Annotated in this window: 14 protein-coding genes; 3 read left to right on the top strand and 11 right to left on the bottom strand. The window is 64.9% G+C overall.

The annotated features are described in order from the left end of the window. Positions 1 to 11: 11 nt before the first annotated feature. Both LK542_RS18435 and LK542_RS18430 read left to right on the top strand, forming a co-directional pair. The gene (locus tag LK542_RS18435; RefSeq protein WP_227813053.1) at positions 12 to 413 is read left to right on the top strand and encodes a nuclear transport factor 2 family protein; all 402 of its coding nucleotides are present in this window, start codon (positions 12 to 14) and stop codon (positions 411 to 413) included. A 76-nt stretch (positions 414 to 489) separates the two neighbouring features. Then, the gene (locus LK542_RS18430) at positions 490 to 1,209 is read left to right on the top strand and encodes a carboxymuconolactone decarboxylase family protein (RefSeq protein ID WP_227813052.1); all 720 of its coding nucleotides are present in this window, start codon (positions 490 to 492) and stop codon (positions 1,207 to 1,209) included. Between the two features lie 27 nt (positions 1,210 to 1,236). Here the strand turns inward: LK542_RS18430 and LK542_RS18425 are convergent, their stop codons facing one another. From LK542_RS18425 to LK542_RS18400, 6 genes are all read right to left on the bottom strand, one after another. After that, the gene (locus LK542_RS18425; protein WP_227813051.1) at positions 1,237 to 2,163 is read right to left on the bottom strand and encodes a LysR family transcriptional regulator; all 927 of its coding nucleotides are present in this window, start codon (positions 2,161 to 2,163) and stop codon (positions 1,237 to 1,239) included. Between the two features lie 174 nt (positions 2,164 to 2,337). Next, positions 2,338 to 3,045 carry an SDR family NAD(P)-dependent oxidoreductase gene (locus LK542_RS18420; protein ID WP_227813050.1) on the bottom strand — a complete coding sequence of 236 codons (708 nt, stop codon included), beginning with the start codon at positions 3,043 to 3,045 and terminating at the stop codon, positions 2,338 to 2,340. A gap of 249 nt (positions 3,046 to 3,294) precedes the next feature. Next, positions 3,295 to 6,321, bottom strand: a complete 3,027-nt coding sequence (locus LK542_RS18415; protein WP_227813049.1) for a glycosyl hydrolase family 28-related protein — start codon at positions 6,319 to 6,321, stop codon at positions 3,295 to 3,297. 17 nt (positions 6,322 to 6,338) lie between these two features. Then, positions 6,339 to 7,646 carry a GntP family permease gene (locus tag LK542_RS18410; protein ID WP_227813048.1) on the bottom strand — a complete coding sequence of 436 codons (1,308 nt, stop codon included), beginning with the start codon at positions 7,644 to 7,646 and terminating at the stop codon, positions 6,339 to 6,341. A gap of 114 nt (positions 7,647 to 7,760) precedes the next feature. Then, positions 7,761 to 10,685, bottom strand: a complete 2,925-nt coding sequence (locus LK542_RS18405; protein ID WP_227813047.1) for a TonB-dependent siderophore receptor — start codon at positions 10,683 to 10,685, stop codon at positions 7,761 to 7,763. Between the two features lie 136 nt (positions 10,686 to 10,821). Continuing rightward, positions 10,822 to 11,352: a gluconokinase gene (locus tag LK542_RS18400; RefSeq protein WP_227813046.1), complete on the bottom strand. Its 531-nt coding sequence runs from the start codon at positions 11,350 to 11,352 to the stop codon at positions 10,822 to 10,824. 242 nt (positions 11,353 to 11,594) lie between these two features. Here LK542_RS18400 and LK542_RS18395 point away from each other — a divergent pair, with 242 nt between their 5' ends. Next, positions 11,595 to 12,620 (top strand): LacI family DNA-binding transcriptional regulator, encoded by a 1,026-nt coding sequence (locus LK542_RS18395; RefSeq protein WP_227813045.1) that lies wholly within the window; start codon positions 11,595 to 11,597, stop codon positions 12,618 to 12,620. 10 nt (positions 12,621 to 12,630) lie between these two features. On the opposite strand, the gene LK542_RS18390 is transcribed toward LK542_RS18395, so the two are convergent. The 5 genes from LK542_RS18390 to LK542_RS18370 all read right to left on the bottom strand — a co-directional run bounded on the left by LK542_RS18390 (position 12,631) and on the right by LK542_RS18370 (position 20,872). Continuing rightward, positions 12,631 to 14,982: a GH36-type glycosyl hydrolase domain-containing protein gene (locus tag LK542_RS18390; RefSeq protein ID WP_227813044.1), complete on the bottom strand. Its 2,352-nt coding sequence runs from the start codon at positions 14,980 to 14,982 to the stop codon at positions 12,631 to 12,633. Positions 14,983 to 14,998: 16 nt separating this feature from the next. Next, positions 14,999 to 16,351 (bottom strand): glycoside-pentoside-hexuronide (GPH):cation symporter, encoded by a 1,353-nt coding sequence (locus tag LK542_RS18385; protein WP_227813043.1) that lies wholly within the window; start codon positions 16,349 to 16,351, stop codon positions 14,999 to 15,001. Between the two features lie 142 nt (positions 16,352 to 16,493). Next, on the bottom strand, positions 16,494 to 17,321 hold the full coding sequence (locus LK542_RS18380) for an SMP-30/gluconolactonase/LRE family protein (protein ID WP_227813042.1): 828 nt from the start codon (positions 17,319 to 17,321) through the stop codon (positions 16,494 to 16,496). 162 nt (positions 17,322 to 17,483) lie between these two features. After that, positions 17,484 to 18,815: a chemotaxis protein CheW gene (locus LK542_RS18375; protein ID WP_227813041.1), complete on the bottom strand. Its 1,332-nt coding sequence runs from the start codon at positions 18,813 to 18,815 to the stop codon at positions 17,484 to 17,486. Positions 18,816 to 18,832: 17 nt separating this feature from the next. Beyond that, positions 18,833 to 20,872, bottom strand: coding sequence for a PAS domain-containing methyl-accepting chemotaxis protein (locus LK542_RS18370; RefSeq protein ID WP_227813040.1), 2,040 nt, complete (start codon positions 20,870 to 20,872; stop codon positions 18,833 to 18,835). Between the last annotated feature and the right edge of the window lie 76 nt (positions 20,873 to 20,948).

Genomic DNA, 20,948 nt, shown 5'->3' with positions numbered 1-20,948 from the left:
AGGAGCAAGCAATGGATACCAAGCACGTAGACGCCTATTTCAAGGCACTGAGCAACAAAGATAAACAAGGCATCATCCCGCACCTCGCCGACGACATCGTCCTGCTCGGTCCCATTTTTCCAGAACCGACTGAAGGAAAGGAAGCGGTCGTCCAGGTCCTGGCAGGCTTTCTCGATACGATCGACTCGCTCGAAGTAAATCTCAGCTTCGCCTCAGGCCGCGACGTCGCCGTCTTCTTCAGCTTCTCGTGCCAGGGGATCACCGTCAAGGGAAACGAACATCTGCACTTGGATGAAAACGGCCGGATCGATCACATCGAAGTGGCATGGCGTTCGCTGCCGGCTGCCGTGCAGGTACAGGAGATCTTCGCGAAAAAGCTCGGCTTCCAGGCGATGCGCCTCGTGGCGGCCTGAGGCCGTTTCCCCCAAGGCAGGGCTGGCTGTTTCGCTATTCGCCCGCCCTGCGAAACAACACCTGGTGACATCCACGATGGATCATACGGATTGCCCTTCGCCCAACGGACTCCCGGACAGTGTGCGCCTGGTGGCGCCTTCGCTCGAAGCGTATACCGACCGCGTCTTGCTGGGCGGGGTATGGAAGCGTCCACAACTATCCGTACGGGACCGCAGCCTCATCACATTGTCGGTCCTGGTCGCGCGCAACCAGAGTGAACGTCTGCCGTATTACGTCGACATGGCGCTCGATAACGACGTCAAGGCCAGCGAGCTGTCCGGCTTGATCACCCACCTCGCTTTTTACTCAGGCTGGGCGAACGCGATCGCAGCCACGGAAATCGTACAGCCCGTGTTCGCGAGGCGCGGCATCGGAGCGGCAGCCCTGGCGACGCCCGATGCCGAGCCCTTCCCGTTGGACCAGACCGGCGAACAAAGGCGCCACACGGTCACCTCGCGCAAATTCGGCGAGCTCGCGCCCGGACTTGTTCAGCTGACGCACGAGGTACTGTTCCAGGACCTGTGGCTGCAACCAGAACTGACGCCGAGGGACCGCTGTCTGGTGACGATCAGTTCTGTGATCGCGACGGCGCAGACTGCCCAATTGGCCTTTTACCTGAATCGGGCACTGGACCATGGCGTCACGCGGGCAGAGCTGTCCGAGCTCATGACCCATATTGCTTTCTATTCCGGATGGTCGAGCGTCTTCACGGCGCTCGGCGTCGTCAAGGACGTGTTCGAAGGTCGTCCCGACTGAACGCACCAGCCGATGCGCCCCGGCGGGTCAGATCCACTGGTCCCAGTAAGGCGGTGAGCCGATGGCTTCGACGAGGAAAGTCGACACATCGCGCACTTTCTGGGACCTCAACCTGTTCTCCGGCGACAGGATCTGGATATAGCGCTCGTCGGCATATGCGGACATGTCCCAGTCGCCCAGGAGCTTGACAAGCCGCCCGTCCTTGAAGCTCGCAGGAGGGAAGAGCCAGGTCGGAAACAACACGATGCCTCGCCCTGCAATGGCTGCGTTGATCAGTACTTCGGAATTATTGCTCCGCAATGGACCACTGACCACCAGGGGTTCGTACGTTTCGTTTGCGGAGCGGCGGAAATGCCATCGCTGCGATTCCGTGAGTCCTTTATACAAGAGACAGCTGTGCTGCAGCAGGTCTTCAGGATTCTCGGGCGTGCCGCGCGCGGCCAGGTAGGTCGGACTGGCGGCAAGCACATATTTCTGGCTGCAGACGACCTTGCCGATCAAGCCGGAGTCCACCAGGCGTCCGACCCGGAGAATGACATCCGTACCCTCGTTGACGGGGTCGATGTAGGTATTGTTCAGCGTGAGCTCAACCAGCAGCTCGGGATACTTGAGCTGCATCTGGTTGACCAGGTGGGCGATATGCAGCCTGCCCAGGGAGTCGGGCGCATTGATCCTGACCAGGCCCCGTGTGCCGACCGCCCGATGATCGAGCTGCTCCGCGGCGCTGTCCAGGAGTTCGACCGCGGCGCGCACTTGCGTATAGTAGCGCTGCCCCTGCTCCGTCAAGCGTACCGCACGCGTGCTCCGGTAAAAGAGCTGCTGCCCGACTTCCTTCTCCAATGCTGCGATGAAGCGTGACACCGATGATGCCGGCACGTCGAAATGGCGCGCCGTTGCAAGGAAGCTACCGGTCGTCGCGACCGTGAGGAAATAGCGCAGTGCTTGAACGTGCATACCGGTCGTGGGGTGCCAATGGGTAGGTTGAGTCTGGGTTCACGACCGTTGACATCAAGTGCACGGCGTTCCTTTGCACAGAGCTTGTCTGCAGAATGGTTCGGCGAGCAACGCTCGTATTTCCGCGAGGATATCATTTTATGACGTCCAAAGAAACCGGCGCTGCCGGCCGGTTCAGCGGCCAGCGTGCTGGCCGCCGTCGACATGAATAACTTCTCCTGTCACGAAGCCCGCGTTCTCCAGGAAGGTGATGGCGTCGGCCACTTCGTCCGGCTCGCCGATCCGGCCCAGCGGGTGGAAGCTGCCCAGGAATGCGTGACGTTCTTGCGCATGCATCGGCGTCCTGGTCACGCCAGGCGCGACAGCATTGAAGCGGATGCGCTTTTCCGCGTACTCGATTGCCAGGGCCCGGGTGGCGGCATTCAGGCCGCCCTTGGACAACGCCGCCAGCGCCGTGTACGAGCCCTTGACGCCATTATCGATACTGCCGCTGACCGTGACCACGTGGCCAGCGCCCTGCTTCTCGATTTCTTTCAGCGCCAGCTGCGTGATGTGGAAGAAGCCCGCCATGTTCACGTTCATCTTGGCGTCGTAGTCCTCGACCGTGTATTCGGTGAATGGCTTGCCGATGAAGATACCGGCATTGTTGACCAGGGTGTCAATGCGGCCGAAGCGCGCCAGCGCCTCGGCGACGACGCGCTGCGCAGTGTCGCGCTCGCCAATGTCGCCGGCCACGGTCGCGATGTCCGCGTCGTCGGAAGGCTTGATGCTGCGCGAGGTGGCAAGCACGCGAAAGCCGAGCCTGCGATATGCCTGGACGATTGCGGCACCGATGCCTTGGGATGCGCCGGTAACGATGGCTACTTTTTGGGACGTACTCATGTTTTTCTCCTTAGGACAATGTGGGTATCGAAAGAAACTCGACAGGAGAAATGGTAGGTTCCATGAGCTTGGCGAACAATCCGCCCGTCTCGCAATTCATATTTGCTGAAACAGCATTTGGCGACGGATATACGCCTGGTCCCTGTCGAACCCGCCGCCTCGGCGAAACGCTGAGCTCGTCGAGCGTATGTTCAGCCCGAAGTGTCCGGTGGCAAGAACCTGGTGCCCAGCGTGTCCTGAACCTGGCCGCTAGCGCTGAACCGCATACAGCGCGCGGTGCGCCAGGATGAACAGGGTGCGGCCATCCGCGCCGCCGAACACCAGCTGCAGCGGACGCTCGGGCACGTCGATGCGAGCCACTTCCCTGCCGTCCGGCGCGTAGACGAACACCTGGCCGTTCGCCACGTAGGTATTGCCGTCGCGCCCCAGCGCCGCGCTTTCGCCGCCCCGGTTGGCCAGCAGCTTCAGGTCCCTGATGGTGCCGCCCTGCCCCACCACGCCGCTGAATGTGCGGTTTTCCGACCCGTTGGTGAAGACCACGCGCTCGCCCGGCTTGCCGGTGACAAAACCGTGGGTCTGCACCGTATCGGTCCAGCGCCAGCCCAGGTGGTCTGGCGGTCCCTGGCGCCAGATGCGGAACGCCGGCATGACCAGGCTGCCGTCCGGCGACACGTATTCGTGGGTCTTCGGCTGCCCGAGCTCGCGGACGAACAGCTCGGCCAGGGTGTTGAACTCGTAGGTGTCGGGATTGAGCTGGTCGCGGAACTCGCCGTTCACCCACCAGTTCACCGGCAGCACGGTGCGGGCATTGGGGCGCGCCTGCGCCGGCGTCGGCTTGACCACCGTCAGCTGTTCATGCGGCGCCTCGGGCCGGAACGAATAGACGGTGGTCTCCGGCCCGAACGAGGACTGCACGAACAGCGCACCGCTGGCGTCGATCGCCAGGTTGACCGGATCAAGCGGCGCATCGCGCACCACCTCGAGCCCGCGTCCCTCGGTCCAGCTGTAGATGCGGTTGAACTTGCGCTCGACGAAATACAGCTTGCCCTTGGAGTCGGCGACAGCGCCGGCGATCGAGAAGAAGCCATCCGCGAGTTTGCGCGCCTGCAGCGGGCTGGGGGCGCCGATGACGGGCTTGGCGCCGATGTCCAGCACCGCGAACTCGCGTTCGCGCACGAAGGCGCCGTTGGTGACGTCCTCGATCGCGTTCTCGAACGGGAATTTGCTGGCGCGCAGGAAGGTGCCGCAGCCCTTCTCGTCGCAGCCGGCGAAGCCGCTCTCGCCGTTCACGTGCACGTTGCGGAAGCGGATATTGCTCGAATTGTGCAGCTTGACCGCGGTGACGGCCGGCTTGATCGAGCGCGTCACGCGGTAGCCGTGGTAGTTCGCGAACAGGATGTTGCGCGAATTGCGCACTTCGAGCGAGATCGCGTCCATGCCGTCGCGTACCTCCTGCTCGGTCTGGGGCGCCAGAAATTCCCAGTTTTCCACCTTGTCGAGCACGATCTCGGCGCGGATGTGGTGCTCGGCCGAGAGCTCGTAGACCTTGCCCGGCGTCTTGGTGTTACTGACATAGAAGCCGGCCTGGGCGAAGGTGCTGGGCGACCAGACGCCCACAAAAGTACCGCCGCCGCCGTCGGTGACCCACACGCTCGGATACTGGCGATCCCAGTGCGCGGTGGGGTCGAAGTCAGGCGACTTCTGGTACGGATCCTTGCGGCTGCCGTCGTACAGCACGGTGCCATGGCCGCCCTGGATGCGCACGTCGTCGACCAGCGAGTTCGCACCGGCCTTCCACAGCAGTGCCACCGCGCGTGGATTGACTTCGCCGCTGGCCAGGCCGATGCCGGACACGATGGCGTCGCCACCCTGCGCGCTTTCCAGCATTGCCCTCGGCGTGTCGACGCCGGCGTACTTTGGCGAACCGTTGGGCAGCACCAGCTGGGTCAGGCCCGGGTGCAGGCCGACGATCACGGTGTCGGGCTTCATCCGGATGGTGTCGTTGATGATGTAGAAGCCGAGCGGCAGGTAGACCACACGCCGACTGTCGATCGCCTTCTGCAGCGCCGCCGTGTCGTCGGTGCGGCCGTCGCCCCTGGCGCCGAAGCTGCGCACATTGGCCCATTCCTTGGTTGGCGGCAGCGCACGCATGACCGTCAAGCCCGATTCCGGCAGCCTGTCCAGAGGCGTTGCCTGCATCTTGGTCCCGAACTTGCCGATGCTGGAAAGACCGGGCAGCATCAGGCCGTAGTTGAATTCGCTCACCCGGTAGCTCGCACCGACGCCCGCGATGGTCCTGCCGCTGTCGCGGAAGCGCGCGAAGGTCGGCACATTGCGCGCGATCGCGTTCTGGAAGCCGACCTGGGTGTAGACATTGTCTTCGTTGCTGATGACCAGCGCGGCCTTGGACACGTTCTCGAAGCGCACATCCGAACCCCACAGCCAGTCGCCGTAGCCGCGGTCGATCTCGACCCCGACCGGGGTGTTGCGGATGGTGGTGTTCGCCAGCGTGAGACCGGCCTCGTGTTCGCGGATAGCCGCATCGCGCTGGCCGTCGAAGGTGGCGTCCATCAGCGTGTATTGCCAGGCCGGCGAGGTCTTTTCGGACACGATCCCGTAACGGCCGCCGTAGAACTTCAGGTTGTAGCCGACGTTGCCGACATTGTAGATGCCGGCGAAGCCGGAGCCGATGCGAAAGTCGATGTGCGACAGGTTCGAGTGCTGGGCGGTGCGCTGGCGCACGGCGGCGGCGCCCGGGTTGCCCTCGCCGATCTCGAAGTCGACATTCGACAGCGCCGAATAGAAGGTCGACGAATTGGCGTCGCGCACCTTCTCGCTGTAGGGCACGGCACTGGCCACCGGTACCGGCACCTTGCCGGTGTTGTACTGGTCGCCGCCCATGAACACCACCATCGTGCCCACCCCTTTCTGGAAGCCCGGCGTATCCCTGGCCAGCACCAGCACCGGCCGGGTCGGCCCCACGCCATACACGCGCACCGCCAGCGGAATCAGGATTGAGCGGGTGATGCGGTAGCGGCCCGAGGGCAGGAACACCACGCCCCCGCTGCCCTTGTTCGCGGCCGCGTCGATGGCTGCCTGGATGACGGCCGTCGCGTCGGTCCTGCCGTCGCCTGGTGCCCGGACCTGGATGGCGCGCGGATCGTCCGGCATGCTCTGGTAGGCCGACACGGATGCCGGCGCCGCCGCAGCAGCTGCGGCGAGCGCCGGGCAAAGGAATCCCACCGCCAGCAGCGCCGGCGTCAATCGTAGTTTCATGATGTGTCCTCGAGCGGTTAAACGAAGATCGAAAGGAGCATGACGAACAAGAGGCCGAACAGGCCGACCAGGGTTTCCATCAGCGTCCAGGAACGGAAGGTGTCCCGCAGCGACAGGCCCATGTATTCCTTGAACATCCAGAAGCCGGAATCGTTGACGTGGCTGCACATCAGGCTGCCCGCACCGACGGCCAGCACCATCAGGCTGGGATCAAGCCCGGTGCCGTTCACCAGCGGCGCCACGATGCCGGCGGCGGTCAGCCCGGCCACGGTGGCGGAGCCGAGGCAGACGCGCAGCACCAGGGCGATCAGCCAGCCCAGCACCAGGGGCGGAACCGGCAGGCTGGCCAGCGAGCGGCCCAGTTCCGCGCTGACGCCGGTCTCCACCAGCACTTGCTTGAGCGCGCCGGCACCCGCGATCACCAGGAGGATCGGCGCTACATCGCGCAGCGCGTCGCCCGCCCCGCCCATGATCGACGACAGGCTGCGACCGCGCGCCAGGCCCAGCGTGACCACCGCCGCCCCCAGTGCCACCAGCATGATGATCAAGGGGTTGGCGAAGAAGGCAACCACCCGGTTGACGGCGGCGCTGTCGCTCGGATGGAGGATCAGCACCGTGAAGCCGCCCAGCAGCCAGACCGGCAGCAGGGCCGTGGCGAAGCTGTTGAAGGCGCCCGGCAGTTCGGCTTCAGGCTTCAGTTCCGCCTTGAACAGCGCCGAACTAACACCCTTGATGTTCTTCAGGCTCATGGCGAACAGCGGCCCGGCGATGAGCAGGGTCGGGATCCCCACCACGATCCCCAGCAGCAGGGTGCGCCCGATGTCGGCCCCGAACTGCCCGGCCAGCGCCGTCGGCGATGGATGCGGCGGCAGGAAGCCATGTGCGATTGAGAGACCGCAAACCAGCGGAATCGCCAGCGCCACCGCGGGCCGGCCGGTCTGGTACACCAGCGAAAACACCAGGGGCACCAGCAGGACGAAGCCGACGTTGTAGTACAGCGGGATGCCGGCCACGAAGCCGGTGATCATCAGGGCCAGCGGCATGCGGCGCTGGCCGAACAGCGAAATCAGGAAGCCGGCGATGCGCTGGGCCGCGCCGCTGTCGGCGATCAGCTTGCCGAACACGGCGCCGACGCAGATGATCACGGTCAGTGAGCCCAGCAGGTCGCCGATGCCCTTCTCGATCGCCTTCGGTATCGCCTCTAACGGCATGCCGAGCAGCAGCGCGGCCAGCATCGAGACCAGCACGAAGGCGATCAGGGGCTGGACCTTGCCCCAGGCGATGCTGACGGTCAGCACAAAGACGGAAAAAAAGACGGCCAGCATGGACCAGGCAACTGGACCCACACCGAAAGACGCCGTCGAAACACCAGAGAAACTCATGTGAACCTCGCGCCCGAACACCCATCCCGACCGTGCCCGCTGGCGGGCATGGCTGCCTTAGAACTGGTAGCGCAGGCCGACGCGGTAGATGCGTCCCAGCACGTCATACAGTGCGGGATTGAGCGCGTAGCTCGGGTTTTCCTGCGGCGCGGCGACCGGGTCGCGGTTGCCCGCGTTGTCGATCTTGGCGTACAGGGTGACCTGGTTGGTCAGCTTGTACGACGCGCCGATGTCGACGTAGAACGCACCCTTCATCTGGTTGTTGAAGATGGTGCGGTTGTTCGGCGTCGATACCGGGCAGCCGGTCTGGCATTCGATGAACTCGTGGCTGTACACCCCATCGCTGATCCAGCGTTCGGTCAGGTTCACGCTCCACTTGTTCCAGTCCCAGGATTGCGAGGCCATCACTTTCCAGTCCGGGGTGTTGCCCAGGTTGACGCCCGCGCCTTCGCTCGGGATCGTGTTGGGGATGCCCGAACGGGTCTCGAAGCTCTTCATGTGGGTGGCCAGGGCGCGGAAGGTCAGGCGGCCCGGGATCCCCAGCGGATTCGGCTGGGTGCGGTAGGCCAGTTCCAGGTCGTAGCCCTTGCTGCGCAGCGAAGCCAGGTTGAACGCCTGGGCGGTCACGAAGTTGCTGCCGGCGGGGCCGGTCAGCTGCTGGGTGGCGCAGATCTCCTGGTTGCCGGCCACGCACAGGTCGACCAGGGTCTGGTTCGGCAGGCTCGAAATCACGTCCTCGACCTTGACGTCGAAGTAGTCGAGCGAAGCCGAGAAGCCGGGCAGCCAGGATGGCTGGGCCAGCACCAGGCCCAGCACCGTATTGCGTGCGATTTCCGGACGCAGGTTGGTATTGCCGATGGTGCGCTGCTGGATCTGGACCGACTGGCCGTTGTAGGTGACGGCGGCGTTGACCACGACCGGCGCGGCAAACAGTTCCGACAGGTTCGGGGCGCGCACGTCCTGCGAAGTCACGGCGCGCACACGCCAGCCGTCGAAGCCGGTGTTCCAGGTGGCGCCGACCTTCCAGGCCTTGACGCCGCCCGAGGTGCTGTAGTCGGTCTTGCGGCCGGCCAGGTTCAGGTTCACCTCGCCGAGCCCGGCCGACTTGAGCACCGGGATGTTGGCTTCCAGGTAGGCTTCGCGGACGGTATAGGAGCCACGTCCGTTGTGATAGTTACCGGCGTACCAGTGGTTGCCTTCCGGCTGGCTCAGGATCGGGTCGGCCGGATAGGCCGGCGTGTTCGGGCTGTCGGCGAACACGCCATTGCCGTAGGGGTCGCCCGTCACGTAGTACTGCTCCTTGCGCCACTCGGCGCCGGCCGCCATTGCCACCGGGCCGGCCCAGGAGCTGAAAGGCTCGCCCGTGATGTTGAAGCTGGCAACGTCCTGCTTCTGTTTCGAATACTGGCGCGGCCCGTTGGCCGGGGCGATATAGGCCCAGGCGGCAGCGTCTATCGGCACATTGCCGAAGATGTTGATCGGCTTGCAGCCGCTGGCCACGGCCACCGGATTGGCACACTGGATCGAGCCGTCCGGCGCGCGTACCGCCTGGATCGCCTGGTCGTAGCGGCGGTTCAGCGTCATGTTCTCGACGTTGATCTCGATTTCGTTTTCGCCGTGCGTGAGGTAGGCGTTGTAGCCCCATTCCTTGCCGCCCAGCGTGAACTTGCCTTCGGCGCCGGCCACCAGGCGCTGCATCTTGCGGTTCGGGTTGACGTCGATGAATTCCGGGAAGTTGGCGTTCGCGGTGCCATAGCGGAAGGTGGTGATGCCGGCCTGGGCGCAGCGGTCGCGCACCGACTGCGGCAGGTAGGGATTATCGCAGCGCATGGTGAGGTTGCCCTGCTTGGCCGCGCCCGGGTTCGGCGAGAACGTCGCATCGACCTCGCTCCAGGTAGCCGTCATGTAGATCTCGTTGTTGTCGTCGAGCTGGAAGCCGGCGCGGCCATACAGCACCTTGCGCGACAGGTTCATGCCGAGCGATGTGCCGGCGCCCACGTTGCCCGACAGGTCGCCGCCTTCGCAGAACGAGCCGACGCAGTTGGTCCCGTACTGGAACTGGGTCGGCGCGCCGTTCTCGCCGAAGGCGGTGCCGCGCAGCGGGCCTTCGGTGATCAGGCCGTACTTGCCGTACTGGATCTGCTGCGCATTGTCGATCACCTTCAGCTGCGGCGCGCCGTCCGTGGTGGGACCGAAGCCGCGGTTGGTGATCACGGTGCTCCGGTACCAGTCACGGCCATTGGCCGCCTTGCCGCCGAAACCGGGATTCGGCACACCCTTCTCGCGGCCGTATTCGGCACTGCCCACCAGGTGCAGGCGGTCGTTCATGAAGGCCTTGCCGAAGGCGGTCTGCACGGTGCCGTGCTCGTCGTCGCGGTATGTCGTCTGGCCGCCTTCCAGGTTCGCCTTGAAACCCTGGAAGTGCTTGTCGGTGATGAAGTTGACCACCCCGCCGACCGCGTCCGAACCATAGGACGCGGACGCGCCGCCGGTGACGACGTCCACGCGCTTGATCAGGAGCTGGGGAAACTGGCTGACATCGGTCACGCCGCTGACATTCGCGCCCACCACCCGCTGGCCGTCGAGCAGGGTCAGGGTACGGATCGGCGTCAGGCCGCGCAGGGACAGCGAGGACAGACCCTGCGTCCCGCTGCTGGTGCTGAAGGCGCCGGTGGTGCGGCCGGTGCTGCCCTGCAGCGCCGGCAGCTCGACCAGGGTGTTGAAGACGTTCGGCTTGGCGCTTTTTTCCAGGTCGGCGGAGGACAGCGTGGTGGTCGGCGTCGGCTGGCTGAAGCCGCGCGCCGGGAGCCGCGAGCCCGACACGGTCACCGTTTCGACCCGGCCAGGCGCCTTGTCCCCGTCGGGCTGGGTAGCCGGGATTGCGGGGTCGGCCTGCTCCTGGGCGTATCCGGGCGAGGCAATCCAGCAGCACGCGCTGGCAACGGCGAAGTACATCACATTTCTGCGAAGCGGAATATTCATGGCTTGTCTCCAGTCTGTTATGTTTTATCGGTCACGCGATGGTTTGCGACGGGGCGCGTGCCGTGATGCCATGCCGGCTCCGTCAAGCCCGGCGAGTGCTGCTGTTGTTGAAACCGGTTGTCCGTGCCTTGTCCGCTTACGCGGCATCCTCCCTGCTCGCCAGGATGGCGTTCACCAGCTGCACCGGGGCCTGGCGGATGTCCAGCCGCAGTCCGTCCTCTTCGCCATCCAGGGGCTCGAGTGCAGCCAGCTGGCTGTCGAGCAGATGGGGCGGCATGTAATGGTTGCGGCGCGCCGCCAGGCGTTCGGCGATGAGCGCGCGCGGCCCATCCAGGTGGACGAAGCGCAAGGCCGGATCGCCTTCGCGCAGCAGGTCGCGGTAGCTGCGCTTGAGCGCCGAACACGAGACGACCAGTCCCTTCCCCTGTTCGCGCGCGCGGACGATCTGTTCGCGCAGCGCACGCAGCCAGTCGCGCCGGTCATCGTCGTCCAGGGGCTGGCCGGCGGACATCTTGTCGACGTTCGCCTGCGGATGAAAGGCATCGCCCTCGACATAGGCATCACCGCAGGCGTCGGCCAGTTGTTGACCGATGGTGCTCTTCCCGGATCCACATACCCCCATGACCACCCAGCGGATGGCGGGCCCTGTCTTGCTCGTTTGCTTCATCTCGCTTTCCATTAGTTAGCGCTAACATTCCAAGGCAAAAAAATATCGGGAACCGATCTCTCTACTCGCGAGCGCGTGCGACATTACAGCAAGTGCGTTGCTGGAATGACTAGTTAGCGCTAACATGACTCATTCTACACAGAATCAAGGGCGTGTAAATATATATCGGTGCTGCTTTGCAGCATTGAGACAATCGACAAGCGGCCGTGGCAGAATCTCGGCACCCGAACCCTACTCACACCATGACAAAAAGCCCCAACAAGAGCCGCGCAAGCGGCCGCACTACCCTGACCGCGGTCGCCGCGCACGCGGGCGTCTCGGCCATGACGGCCTCGCGCGCACTGAACCAGCCGGAGCTCGTGTCCGACGAAGTCCGGCTGCGTGTGGAACAGGCCGTGGCCGCACTGGGCTATGTCCCGAATCGCGCGGCGCGCGCCCTCGCTTCGCGCCATTCCAACGTGATCGTGGTGCTGGTGCCTTCGCTGTCGAACTTCGTGTTCAACGCCGTCATCGACGGCATCCAGCAGGTGGTGGATGCGGCCAACTACCAGCTCCTGATCGGCAATACGCGCTACTCCGACGCCGAAGAAGAGAAGCTGCTGAAGATCTACCTGGAGTCCAATCCGATGGGCATCCTGTTGTCGGGCCTGACGCACAGTCCGCGTGTGGAACAGTTGCTGGCGTCGTCCGGCGTGCCGGTGGTGTCGATGATGGACCTGGCCTCCGATCCCCAGCAGCTGTCGGTGGGATTCTCGCAGCACGAAGCGGGCCGCACGATGACCCGCTACCTGATCGACAAGGGCCACAAGCGGATCGGCTTCATTGGCGCCCAGCTCGACGAGCGTACCCTGACCCGCGCGGCGGGCTATCGCAGCGCCATGGTCGAGGCGGGCCTGGCGGACGAACGCCTGGAATTGATGGTGCCGGATGCGTCGAGCATCGGCCTGGGCGCCGAACTGCTGGGACGGATGCTGGCCCAGGTGCCGGATTGCGACGCCATCTTCTGCTGCAACGACGACCTGGCGCATGGCGCCATCTACCAGTGCCAGCGGCGCGGCATCGCGGTCCCGGAGCAGCTGGCGATCTGCGGCTTCAACGACCTTCCGGCCTCGGCCTGGATGATTCCCTCGGTGACCACGATCAGCACCCCGCGCTACCGGGTCGGCTTCGAAGCCGCCACCCTGCTGCGCAACGTGATCGAGGGACGGCAGCCGCAGGTCGGCCACATCGACCTGGGCTTTACCCTGATGCCGCGCGAAAGCGCCTAGGCCGCCGGCCTCACGGCACCAGCACCTCGAGCTCGTAGGTGTCGCCCGCCCGCACCGCATCAATCCGCGCCTGCGGCAGCTGGCGGCCGTTCTGCCAGACCTGGACCTCCGCCACGCCGGCGCGCCGGATCGATACCCTGAATTGCGCGCCGCGGAACTGGCGCTCGACCTGCATGCCGTCCCAGCCGCGCGGCAGATGGGGCGCAATGGCCAGGCCCTTGGCATCGCCCTTCAGGCCGCACAGACCCTCGATCACGGAGCGGTAGGCCCAGGACACGGTGCCGGTGTTGAACAGCTGGCTGGAGCGGCCCGCCGTGCGCGGATACTCGCGGTGCGCGCCACGGTAGTAATTCGGGATGAAGACCGGCAGCTGGCCGCGCTGGAGATAGTCGGCCATGTCGGGGCCCGGGAGCATCTGGCGCAGCGCCTGGAAAGCGCGCTCGCCCTCCCCGATCGTGTACAGGCTGAAGATGTAGAAGATGGCCGCGTGGTTGTACACGGCGCCGTTCTCGGCCGACCCCGGATGCTTCTGCGTCACGCGCCCGACATCGTCGCGCATCTTGCTGTACGGCGGCGCGAACATGGTGACGCCATACGGCGAATGCAGCTGGGCCTCGATCTCTTCGAACATCGCCGCGCGCTGGGAGGCGTCGGCGGCGCCCGACAGGATCGCCCAGGCCTGCGGGTTCAGGTAGATCCGCCCTTCCTTGTCTTCCTTGACGCCGAACTTGACGTCGTCGTCGGTGATGCCGCGCGCAAACCAGCGCCCGTCCCACAGGTGCTCATTGGCGGCCCGGTTCATGGCGGCGGCGCCCGCTTCGAAATGGCGCGCCGCCGCGTCGTCGCCGCGTTCTGCGCAGATGCCTGCCCACAGCCCGAGCGCATGGGCGGCGGCGACGGTCAGCCAGCCGGACACGCCGCGGCCCTTGTAGCCCACCATGTTCATCGGGTCGCACCAGTCGCCCTGCGCGATGAAGGAGAGGCCGCGCGCGTCGCGCGCCTCCAGCAGCCAGTCCATGGCGCGCCCGATGCGCGCGGCCACAGTGCCCCGTTGCCCGCTGTGGTCAAGCACGAGCTCGTCCAGCAGCGACCAGTCGGCCGTTTCATCGAGATAGGCGCGCAGCGCCACCGGCAGCCACACGCAGTGGTCGGTGTGCGGCACCTGGTTGATGTACTTGAGCTCCGCCCCCTCGACCAGCAGGATCCCGTCCGGCATGGCGCCGCTCGGCTCCTGCTGCGCCAGCGCCGTCAGGAAGGCGCCGCGCGCCGTCTCGGGCTTCACGTAGCACATGCCCATGTTGTCCTGCAGGTAGTTGCGGGTCTGCGGGTCGGTGGTCAGGCGGTTGACGTCGCCGTGATAGAAGATCTGGCGCGGCAGCCAGTGGTTGACGAAGTTGTCGAATTCCTTGTCCGGACTGCTGATGCGCAGGCAGCCCTCCCCTTCCGCGATGTAGGCGCGGTAATCCCGGGCAGTGCGTGCGAAGGCCTCGGCCGACAGGTAGCGCGCGCGCATCGCCGCGATCTCGGCGTCGTCCAGCGCTGGTCCGAACAGGAAGCGCCGTTCAACCGTTTCGCCCGGCGCCAGCGCCAGCTTGTACTGCACGATGGCGGCCGGTGTCTCGTAGCGCGCGTCGCCATTGCCGAGGCTTTCCGCTTGCAATGCGCTCGGGTCGTGCAGGCCGCCCTCGCCCTCGAAGACCGCCTGGTTCGCTTCCCAGCTGTCCGGCGCGTGCTCGCACAGGAAATAGGTCTTGTCCTTGAGGTGCCGGTTCTTGAAATAGTCTTCGACCTTCTGGTAGGGAGTAACGCTGCTGGCGACGATGCCGCCCAGGTCGGCGCGGTATTCGCCCGACTGGTTCATCCACGACATGTACCCGATCGGAAAATAGGGCGTGACGCTGATCCGGCGCGGCCGGCCGCTCAGTTCCGTGACTTTCAATGACCACAGCTCGGCCACGTCCTCGCGGGAAAGGCTCAGGCGCAGCTCGACGCGCAGGCCCAGGTGCTCGACACTCCACAGCAGGTCGGACTTCCCGACCGAGAACACGAAGCGCTCGGCCTGGGCCCGTACCGGCTCGTGCGGCACCGAGAACAGCTGCCCCGCCTCTTCGTCCTTGACGTAGACGAAGCGTCCCGGATGGTGGGCATAGTACGCCTGCTCCGGCTGCATGAAGGACTTGGCCTGCAGGTTGGGGGCATGCGCGTACTTCGCGGGCTCCGGCTGCATGAACTGGGCGACCGCATAACCGCGGCAGGTCGCCTGGATCATCATTTTCCGGTTCCACAGGAAGCCGGCGGCATTCGGCATGGCGGTCGGGCTGTACAAGTCGAAGCGTTCGCCGCCTTCGGTAGGACCTAGCACTTCATTTTCTCCATTGTCAGGCACCATGTGCCGATTTGCGGGCCAGCAGTTCGGTTTGCACCTGCGCCAGCTTGTGTTGATCGAGGTCGTAGAACAGCATGCAGATCACGGCCAGGAAGGAAAACACGGCCGGCACGAAGGACATCAGCCAGACAATGCCTTCCTGCGAACCGGCGCTCTGGGCGGCGTTCGGCACGTAGCCGAGGGCCGTGAACAGCGATCCGATCACGGCCACCGCCACCGCCGTACCCAGCTTTTGGGAGAAGGTGGCCGCGGCGAAGGTGATGCCGGTCGCGCGCCGGCCGGTGCGCCATTCGTTGTAGTCGGCCGTATCCGCATACATCGAGAAGGCCAGCGGCGACTTCGGACCGAGCACGAAGCCCATCGCCACCTGCAGCACGTACATCAGCGCCACCTGGTCGGGCGGGATGAAGAAAAAAGCGCACGAGATCAGGGTCGTCAGGCTCATCAGGATGATCATCAGGCGCTTCTTGTCGACGAAGCGCGTCATCACCGGGGTCAGTGCGGCGCCCACGCTGGCGGCGATCATGTAGGCCGGAATGAACGAGGCGATCAGCTCCGGCCGCCCGACGTAGTACTTGAAGTAGTAGGCCGCCGTGGTGCCGCGCAGGGTGATGGTGACCATGATGATCAGCGCGAGGAAGAACAGCACGACCCAGGGACCGTTGCGCGTGAGGTCGCGCACGTCCTGCACGAAGTCGTTCTTTTGCCCGGGCGGCGGTGCGATGCGCTCGCGCGTGTTGAAGAAGGTGACCACGAACAGGCAGGCGGCGGCGATGCCCCAGACCACCATCGTCCACTGCCAGCCCTGCTTCGCATCGCCGGCGCCGAGCGTGCGCACCAGCCAGGGGGTGGCGGCGGTGACCAGGGTGCTTCCCGCAAACGCGAAGATGAAGCGCAGGCCGTTGACCGACGAACGCTCCTGGGGATCGCTCGACATGACCCCGGAGAGCGCGTTGTAGGGAATATTGATGCAGGTGTAGCACACCATCATCAGGAGGTAGGTGCCATAGGCCCAGACCAGCTTGCCGGACTCGGACAGGTCGGGGGTGGTGTAGGTCAGCACGGCGGCGCCGGCCAGCGGCAGCGCTCCCCACAGCAGATAAGGACGGAACTTGCCCCAGCGCGTCGTAGTGCGGTCGGCCGCCGTGCCGATGATGGGATCGGTGAAGGCATTGATGATCTTCACGATGAACATCATCGACGCCGCCGCGGCGGCGCTCAAACCAAAGGTGTCGGTGTAGAAGATGAGGAGGAAAGTCGAGACATTGGTCCAGAAAAAGTTGAACCCCATGTCGGCCACGCCATAGCTCAGCTTTTCGCGCCAAGGCAAAACAGTTGCTGTCACAGTGTCTCCGTTGTCATTGTTATGCCGCGATAGCGTTCCATGGAAACGAGGGACGCCAGTCTGTTAGCGCTAACATTTGTAGAAACAGTATGAGGGCGACAACGAATTCTTGTCAAACAATTTTTTGGCGTCCCCGCCAGGCTCAGTAAGGCATGCCGCTCACGTCCAGCGGCAGGCGCCAGAGTGCACCGGCGCCGGTCATGTACAGGGTCTTGCCATCCTTGCCGCCGAAGGCCGCGTTGGTGATATTGGCGTCGACCCGGATGGTCGCCAGCTGCCTGCCCTGCGGCGAAAACACGCGTACGCGCTTCGATCCATGCTCGGTTACGTACAGATTGCCGTGGCAATCGAGCGTCATGCCGTCCGCTTCCTGCAGGTCGCGCACCAGCGCGCGGCCAGCCTGCGGCTCGCCTTTCACGATTGGATAGGCCATCAGCAAGCCATCGCTGGCATTCACGTACAGGACATCTCCCGCGGGCGACAGCGCGATCCCGTTGGGATTGCGGCGCGTACCGTCCACCAGCGTCACGACGCCATCCGTGCCGACCCGGTAGATGCCGGTCACCGGCTGCCCGCCGGGCGCCGCCGCCTTTTGCCAGTCCGGATCGGTAAAGTAGATGGCGCCGTCGCGCGCGATGGCGATATCGTTGGGCGAATTGAAGACATTCCCCTTGAAGCTGCCGGCGAGCGTGACCCGCTTGCCATGCCGGTCATGACGCACGAGCGCCTTGTCCTTGTGGCTGGCGAGCACCAGTTCTCCCCTGCCGTCCACGGCCAGGCCGTTGCTGCCGCTGTCCTCGATCAGCGTGCTGACCGTGCCGTCGGCCGCCAGCTTGCGCACGCGCGAGGGGAAGCCCTTGGCGAAGCTGAAGTCGGAAAAGTAGAGGGCGTCCCCGACCCACACCGGGCCTTCGTACAAGCCCGGCTCGGTGCGCGAGGGCGTCACCGAGGCGACGCGCTCGGCCTTCAATTCGCCCGCAGGAGGGGCACCGCAGCTCGCCGCGAATGTATTGGTCGCGAACAAAGCCAGCGAGGTGCAAGCGAGGCGCCTTACGGCGGCAGACATTGGTTTGGATGGGGTCGGCATGCAAACATGATACTTGAAATAAGGCCAAGTATTTCGTTTTGCCTGCTATGCGGCCGCCAGGCTCGCGAGATCCGCAATGCGGTAGCTGGCCTGCTCGCTGCCATTGCCGGTATGGATGAACGCGACCGTCCCCGCCTGATACAGGCTGCCGGCAGCGGCCGGCACCATCGTGTGCACACGCGTGACCAGGAAGCCGACCGCTCCCCGCGGCCCCTGCACCACCAGCACGACGCCGTGGGCGTGCTGTTCCACCTGCGCCCCGGCACGCAGGTCGATCACCGATATCACCCCGCCGTTCCATTCGATACTTGCGCTGGCCGCCGTATCCGCACGCGCATCGAGCACCTGCTGGACTGCCGAAATCGGCGTCGCCGCGTGGCCGCTGGCCTCGAACACGATGTAGGCCTCGGTGGCGGCGACCCGTCCGCCAGCCGAAGGCTCCGCCGCGGCGGCATCGTCCGCGCGCATGCTGAGCGTCGCTTCGGGAACACGGGCGAACAGGGTCGCGATATCGAGCAGATAGACCGCGTTCCCTTGCGCGTCGAGGACCTTTGCCGTGCATCCGTCCGGCATGGCCAGGCCCGGGCCGCCGAAGCTCCGCAGCTCGAGCGCCGCGTCTACCGGCAGGCCGAGGGCAAGTCCCTCGTGCTCGATCACGGCCAGCAGGCCGGCCGTCGCATCGAACGCAATGTCTTGCAGGACGCCGGTAGCCAGTACCGGCAGGTGGCGACCGCGCCAACAGCAATACTTCGCCTCGATGCCCACGCCAAAGCTCGCGAGCGCCGGCATGGGGATCACTTCGGCCAGGCTGCCGGACGGCAGCGCGAGCCGCGCAGCGCCGACCTGCAGCACAGCATACGCATCCGCGCCTCCGGAAGGCGGCGCGTCGGCGGGCGTAGTGGAACCGGAGGCGGCGTGTCCGCCCGTCTCGGGCTGGCAAGCGGTCCACGCGGCCGCCAGGTCCGCCAGCCTTCCCACTTCCAGCACGCTCAGCACCTTGCCGGCGCCCGGCGCCACGCATTGAAACACCTCGTCCGGATCGTCGTCATGGTGCAGGCGTGTCACCGAATGCGCCGCGACGTCGACCATGCCGCCGACCGCATCGACCCGCAGACCGATCGTGCGCGGACCCTCGCGCAGGATCAGGATGCGTGCATCGTCCCCGCTCTCGGGGCGTACGCCGACGTCGACCCAGCGCCCCAGCTCGACGACGGGGACGGGCGAGCCGAGATGCTCGATCACGCCCCACAGGGCGCCCTGGCGCCGCGGCAGCAAGGGCACGGTTGCCGGCGGTGCGATCGCCTGGACGACATGCTCGATCGGTACCCCTAAGGAGACCATGCCGATCCGCGCCTCGGCCAGACGGACGCTGGCCATGCTGGAAGCCCCCACGATCAGCGCTCCGTCGCGATGCGTTCCAGTTCGGTGAGCAGCGCCGAGACGTCGCGCGTGGCGGTGGCCTGGGCGCTGGTCGAGGCGTGGATCTGGCCGATCGATTCGCTGGTGCGGGATACCGACTGGACGATGCGGCCGAAGGCATCCTCCACATCCACGGTCAGGCGGGTGCCCTCTCCCACCCGGCTGACCGTTTCGTTGATCAGCTTGGAGATTTCGCGCGCCGCCTGGGCCGACTTCTCGGCGAGCTTGCGCACTTCATTGGCAACGACCGAGAATCCCTTGCCGTGTTCGCCGGCGCGGGCGGCCTCGATTGCGGCGTTAAAGGCAAGCAGGTGCGTTTGACCGGCGATGTCGCCGATGGTCTCGATGATCTCGTGCACGTCGCCCGACGCCTTCTCGATCGACTCCATCGCCAGCTTCGAACGCGCCAGCAGCTTGCTACCTTCCGCCGCTTCCGACTGGGTCTGGACTGCGATACCTGCGGACTGTTGCGAACCCTGGGCAATGACAGCGATCGACTGCGACAGTTCCGCGAGGACCGTCGAAATGGCCTTGACCTTGTCGGTAATGGATTCCTCGCGGCGTACCTGCTCGGTGATGTCCATTGCGAACTTCACTACCTTGTAGGGCCTGCCGTGGACGTCGAAGATCGGGTTGTAGGTGGCGAGAATCCAGATCTCGGCATCGTGCTTGCCCCGACGCTGGAAGCGGCCCGACTGGAACTGCCCCTGGGCCAGGTTTGCCCAGAAATGGCGGTAGGCCGAACTCTTGATGTGATCGCCATCGCAGAACATGCTGTGGTGCTGCCCGAGCACTTCGTCCTCCGCATAGCCCATCGTGCGCAGGAAATTGTCGTTCACCGACAGCACGTTGCCGCGCAGGTCGAATTCGATGACGGCCTGCGAGCGGCCGATCGCATCGAGCTTGCCGCGGGTCTCGACATCCGCGGCTTTTTGGCGCGTGATGTCGGTTGCGAACTTGACGATCTTGATCGGCTTGCCTTCGGCATCGAGGATGGGATTGTAGGAGGCCAGGATCCATACCTCCTTGCCCGACTTGTCGATGCGACGGTATTCGCCGGCATTGAATTCGCCGCGGCCGAGACGCTCCCAGAAGGCGAGATATTCGGACGAACGCGCAAATGCGGGGTCGCAGAACATCCGGTGATGCTGTCCGCGCACCTCGTCCAGCGCGTAACCCATCACGCTCAGGAAGTTCTGGTTGGCGTGCAGCACCCTGCCCTGCAGGTCGAACTCGATCACCGCCTGGACCCGGTCGATTGCCTGCATCTTGCCTTCGAAGTCGGCATTGCGGGCGCGCGCGCCCGTGACGTCGGTGGCGAACTTGATGACCTTGTAGGGCTTGCCTTCCGCGTTCAGGATCGGGTTGTAGGTGGCCTGGATCCAGACCGGATGACCATCCTTGGCGATGCGCTTGAATTCGCCACTGTGGAATTCGCCGCTCGCGAGATGCTTCCAGAATGCCCGGTACTCGTGCGAACGCCCGTAGGTCGGGTCGCAGAACAGGGAATGATGCTGGCCGACGACTTCGCTGAGGCTGTAGCCCAGCGTGTCGAGGAAGTTCTGGTTGGCGTGCAGGATGCGTCCTTCCAGATCGAACTCGATAACAGCCTGGGCGCGGTCGAGGGCCACCATGCGGCCCTCGAATTCGGCGTTGCGCAAGGTCGCCTCGGAGATGTCGGTGGCGAATTTGATGATCTTGACCGGTTTGCCTTCGATGTCGAAGACCGGGTTGTACGAAGCTTGCAACCAGACCGGACGGCCATTTTTTCCGACACGCCTGAATTCACCGCTGCTCGGGTGGCCGCTCGACAGCCCTTGCCACAAGGCCTGGTATGCCTCAGATTCCGCAAATTCGGGCAGGCAGAACATGCGGTGGTGCAGCCCTACCACTTCACTCCGCTCGTACCCCATCACGTCCAGGAAATTCTGGTTGGCGTGCAGAACGTGGCCAGCGAGGTCGAATTCGACGACGGCCTGGATGCGATGGATCGCATCGAGGGCAGCATGCGCCATGTCATGCCGTGATTCGGACGTCTGGGGGAATTCGAGGTCGATTGGAGTTCGCATTGGTTGAAGAGGAAAATGGCGT

It is taken from the genome of Massilia sp. IC2-477 (genome assembly GCF_020707265.1).
In the GTDB taxonomy this organism is placed as follows: domain Bacteria; phylum Pseudomonadota; class Gammaproteobacteria; order Burkholderiales; family Burkholderiaceae_D; genus Telluria.
Note: the sequence above shows the minus strand (reverse complement) of the source record. Positions and strands in the feature narration are given on the sequence as shown.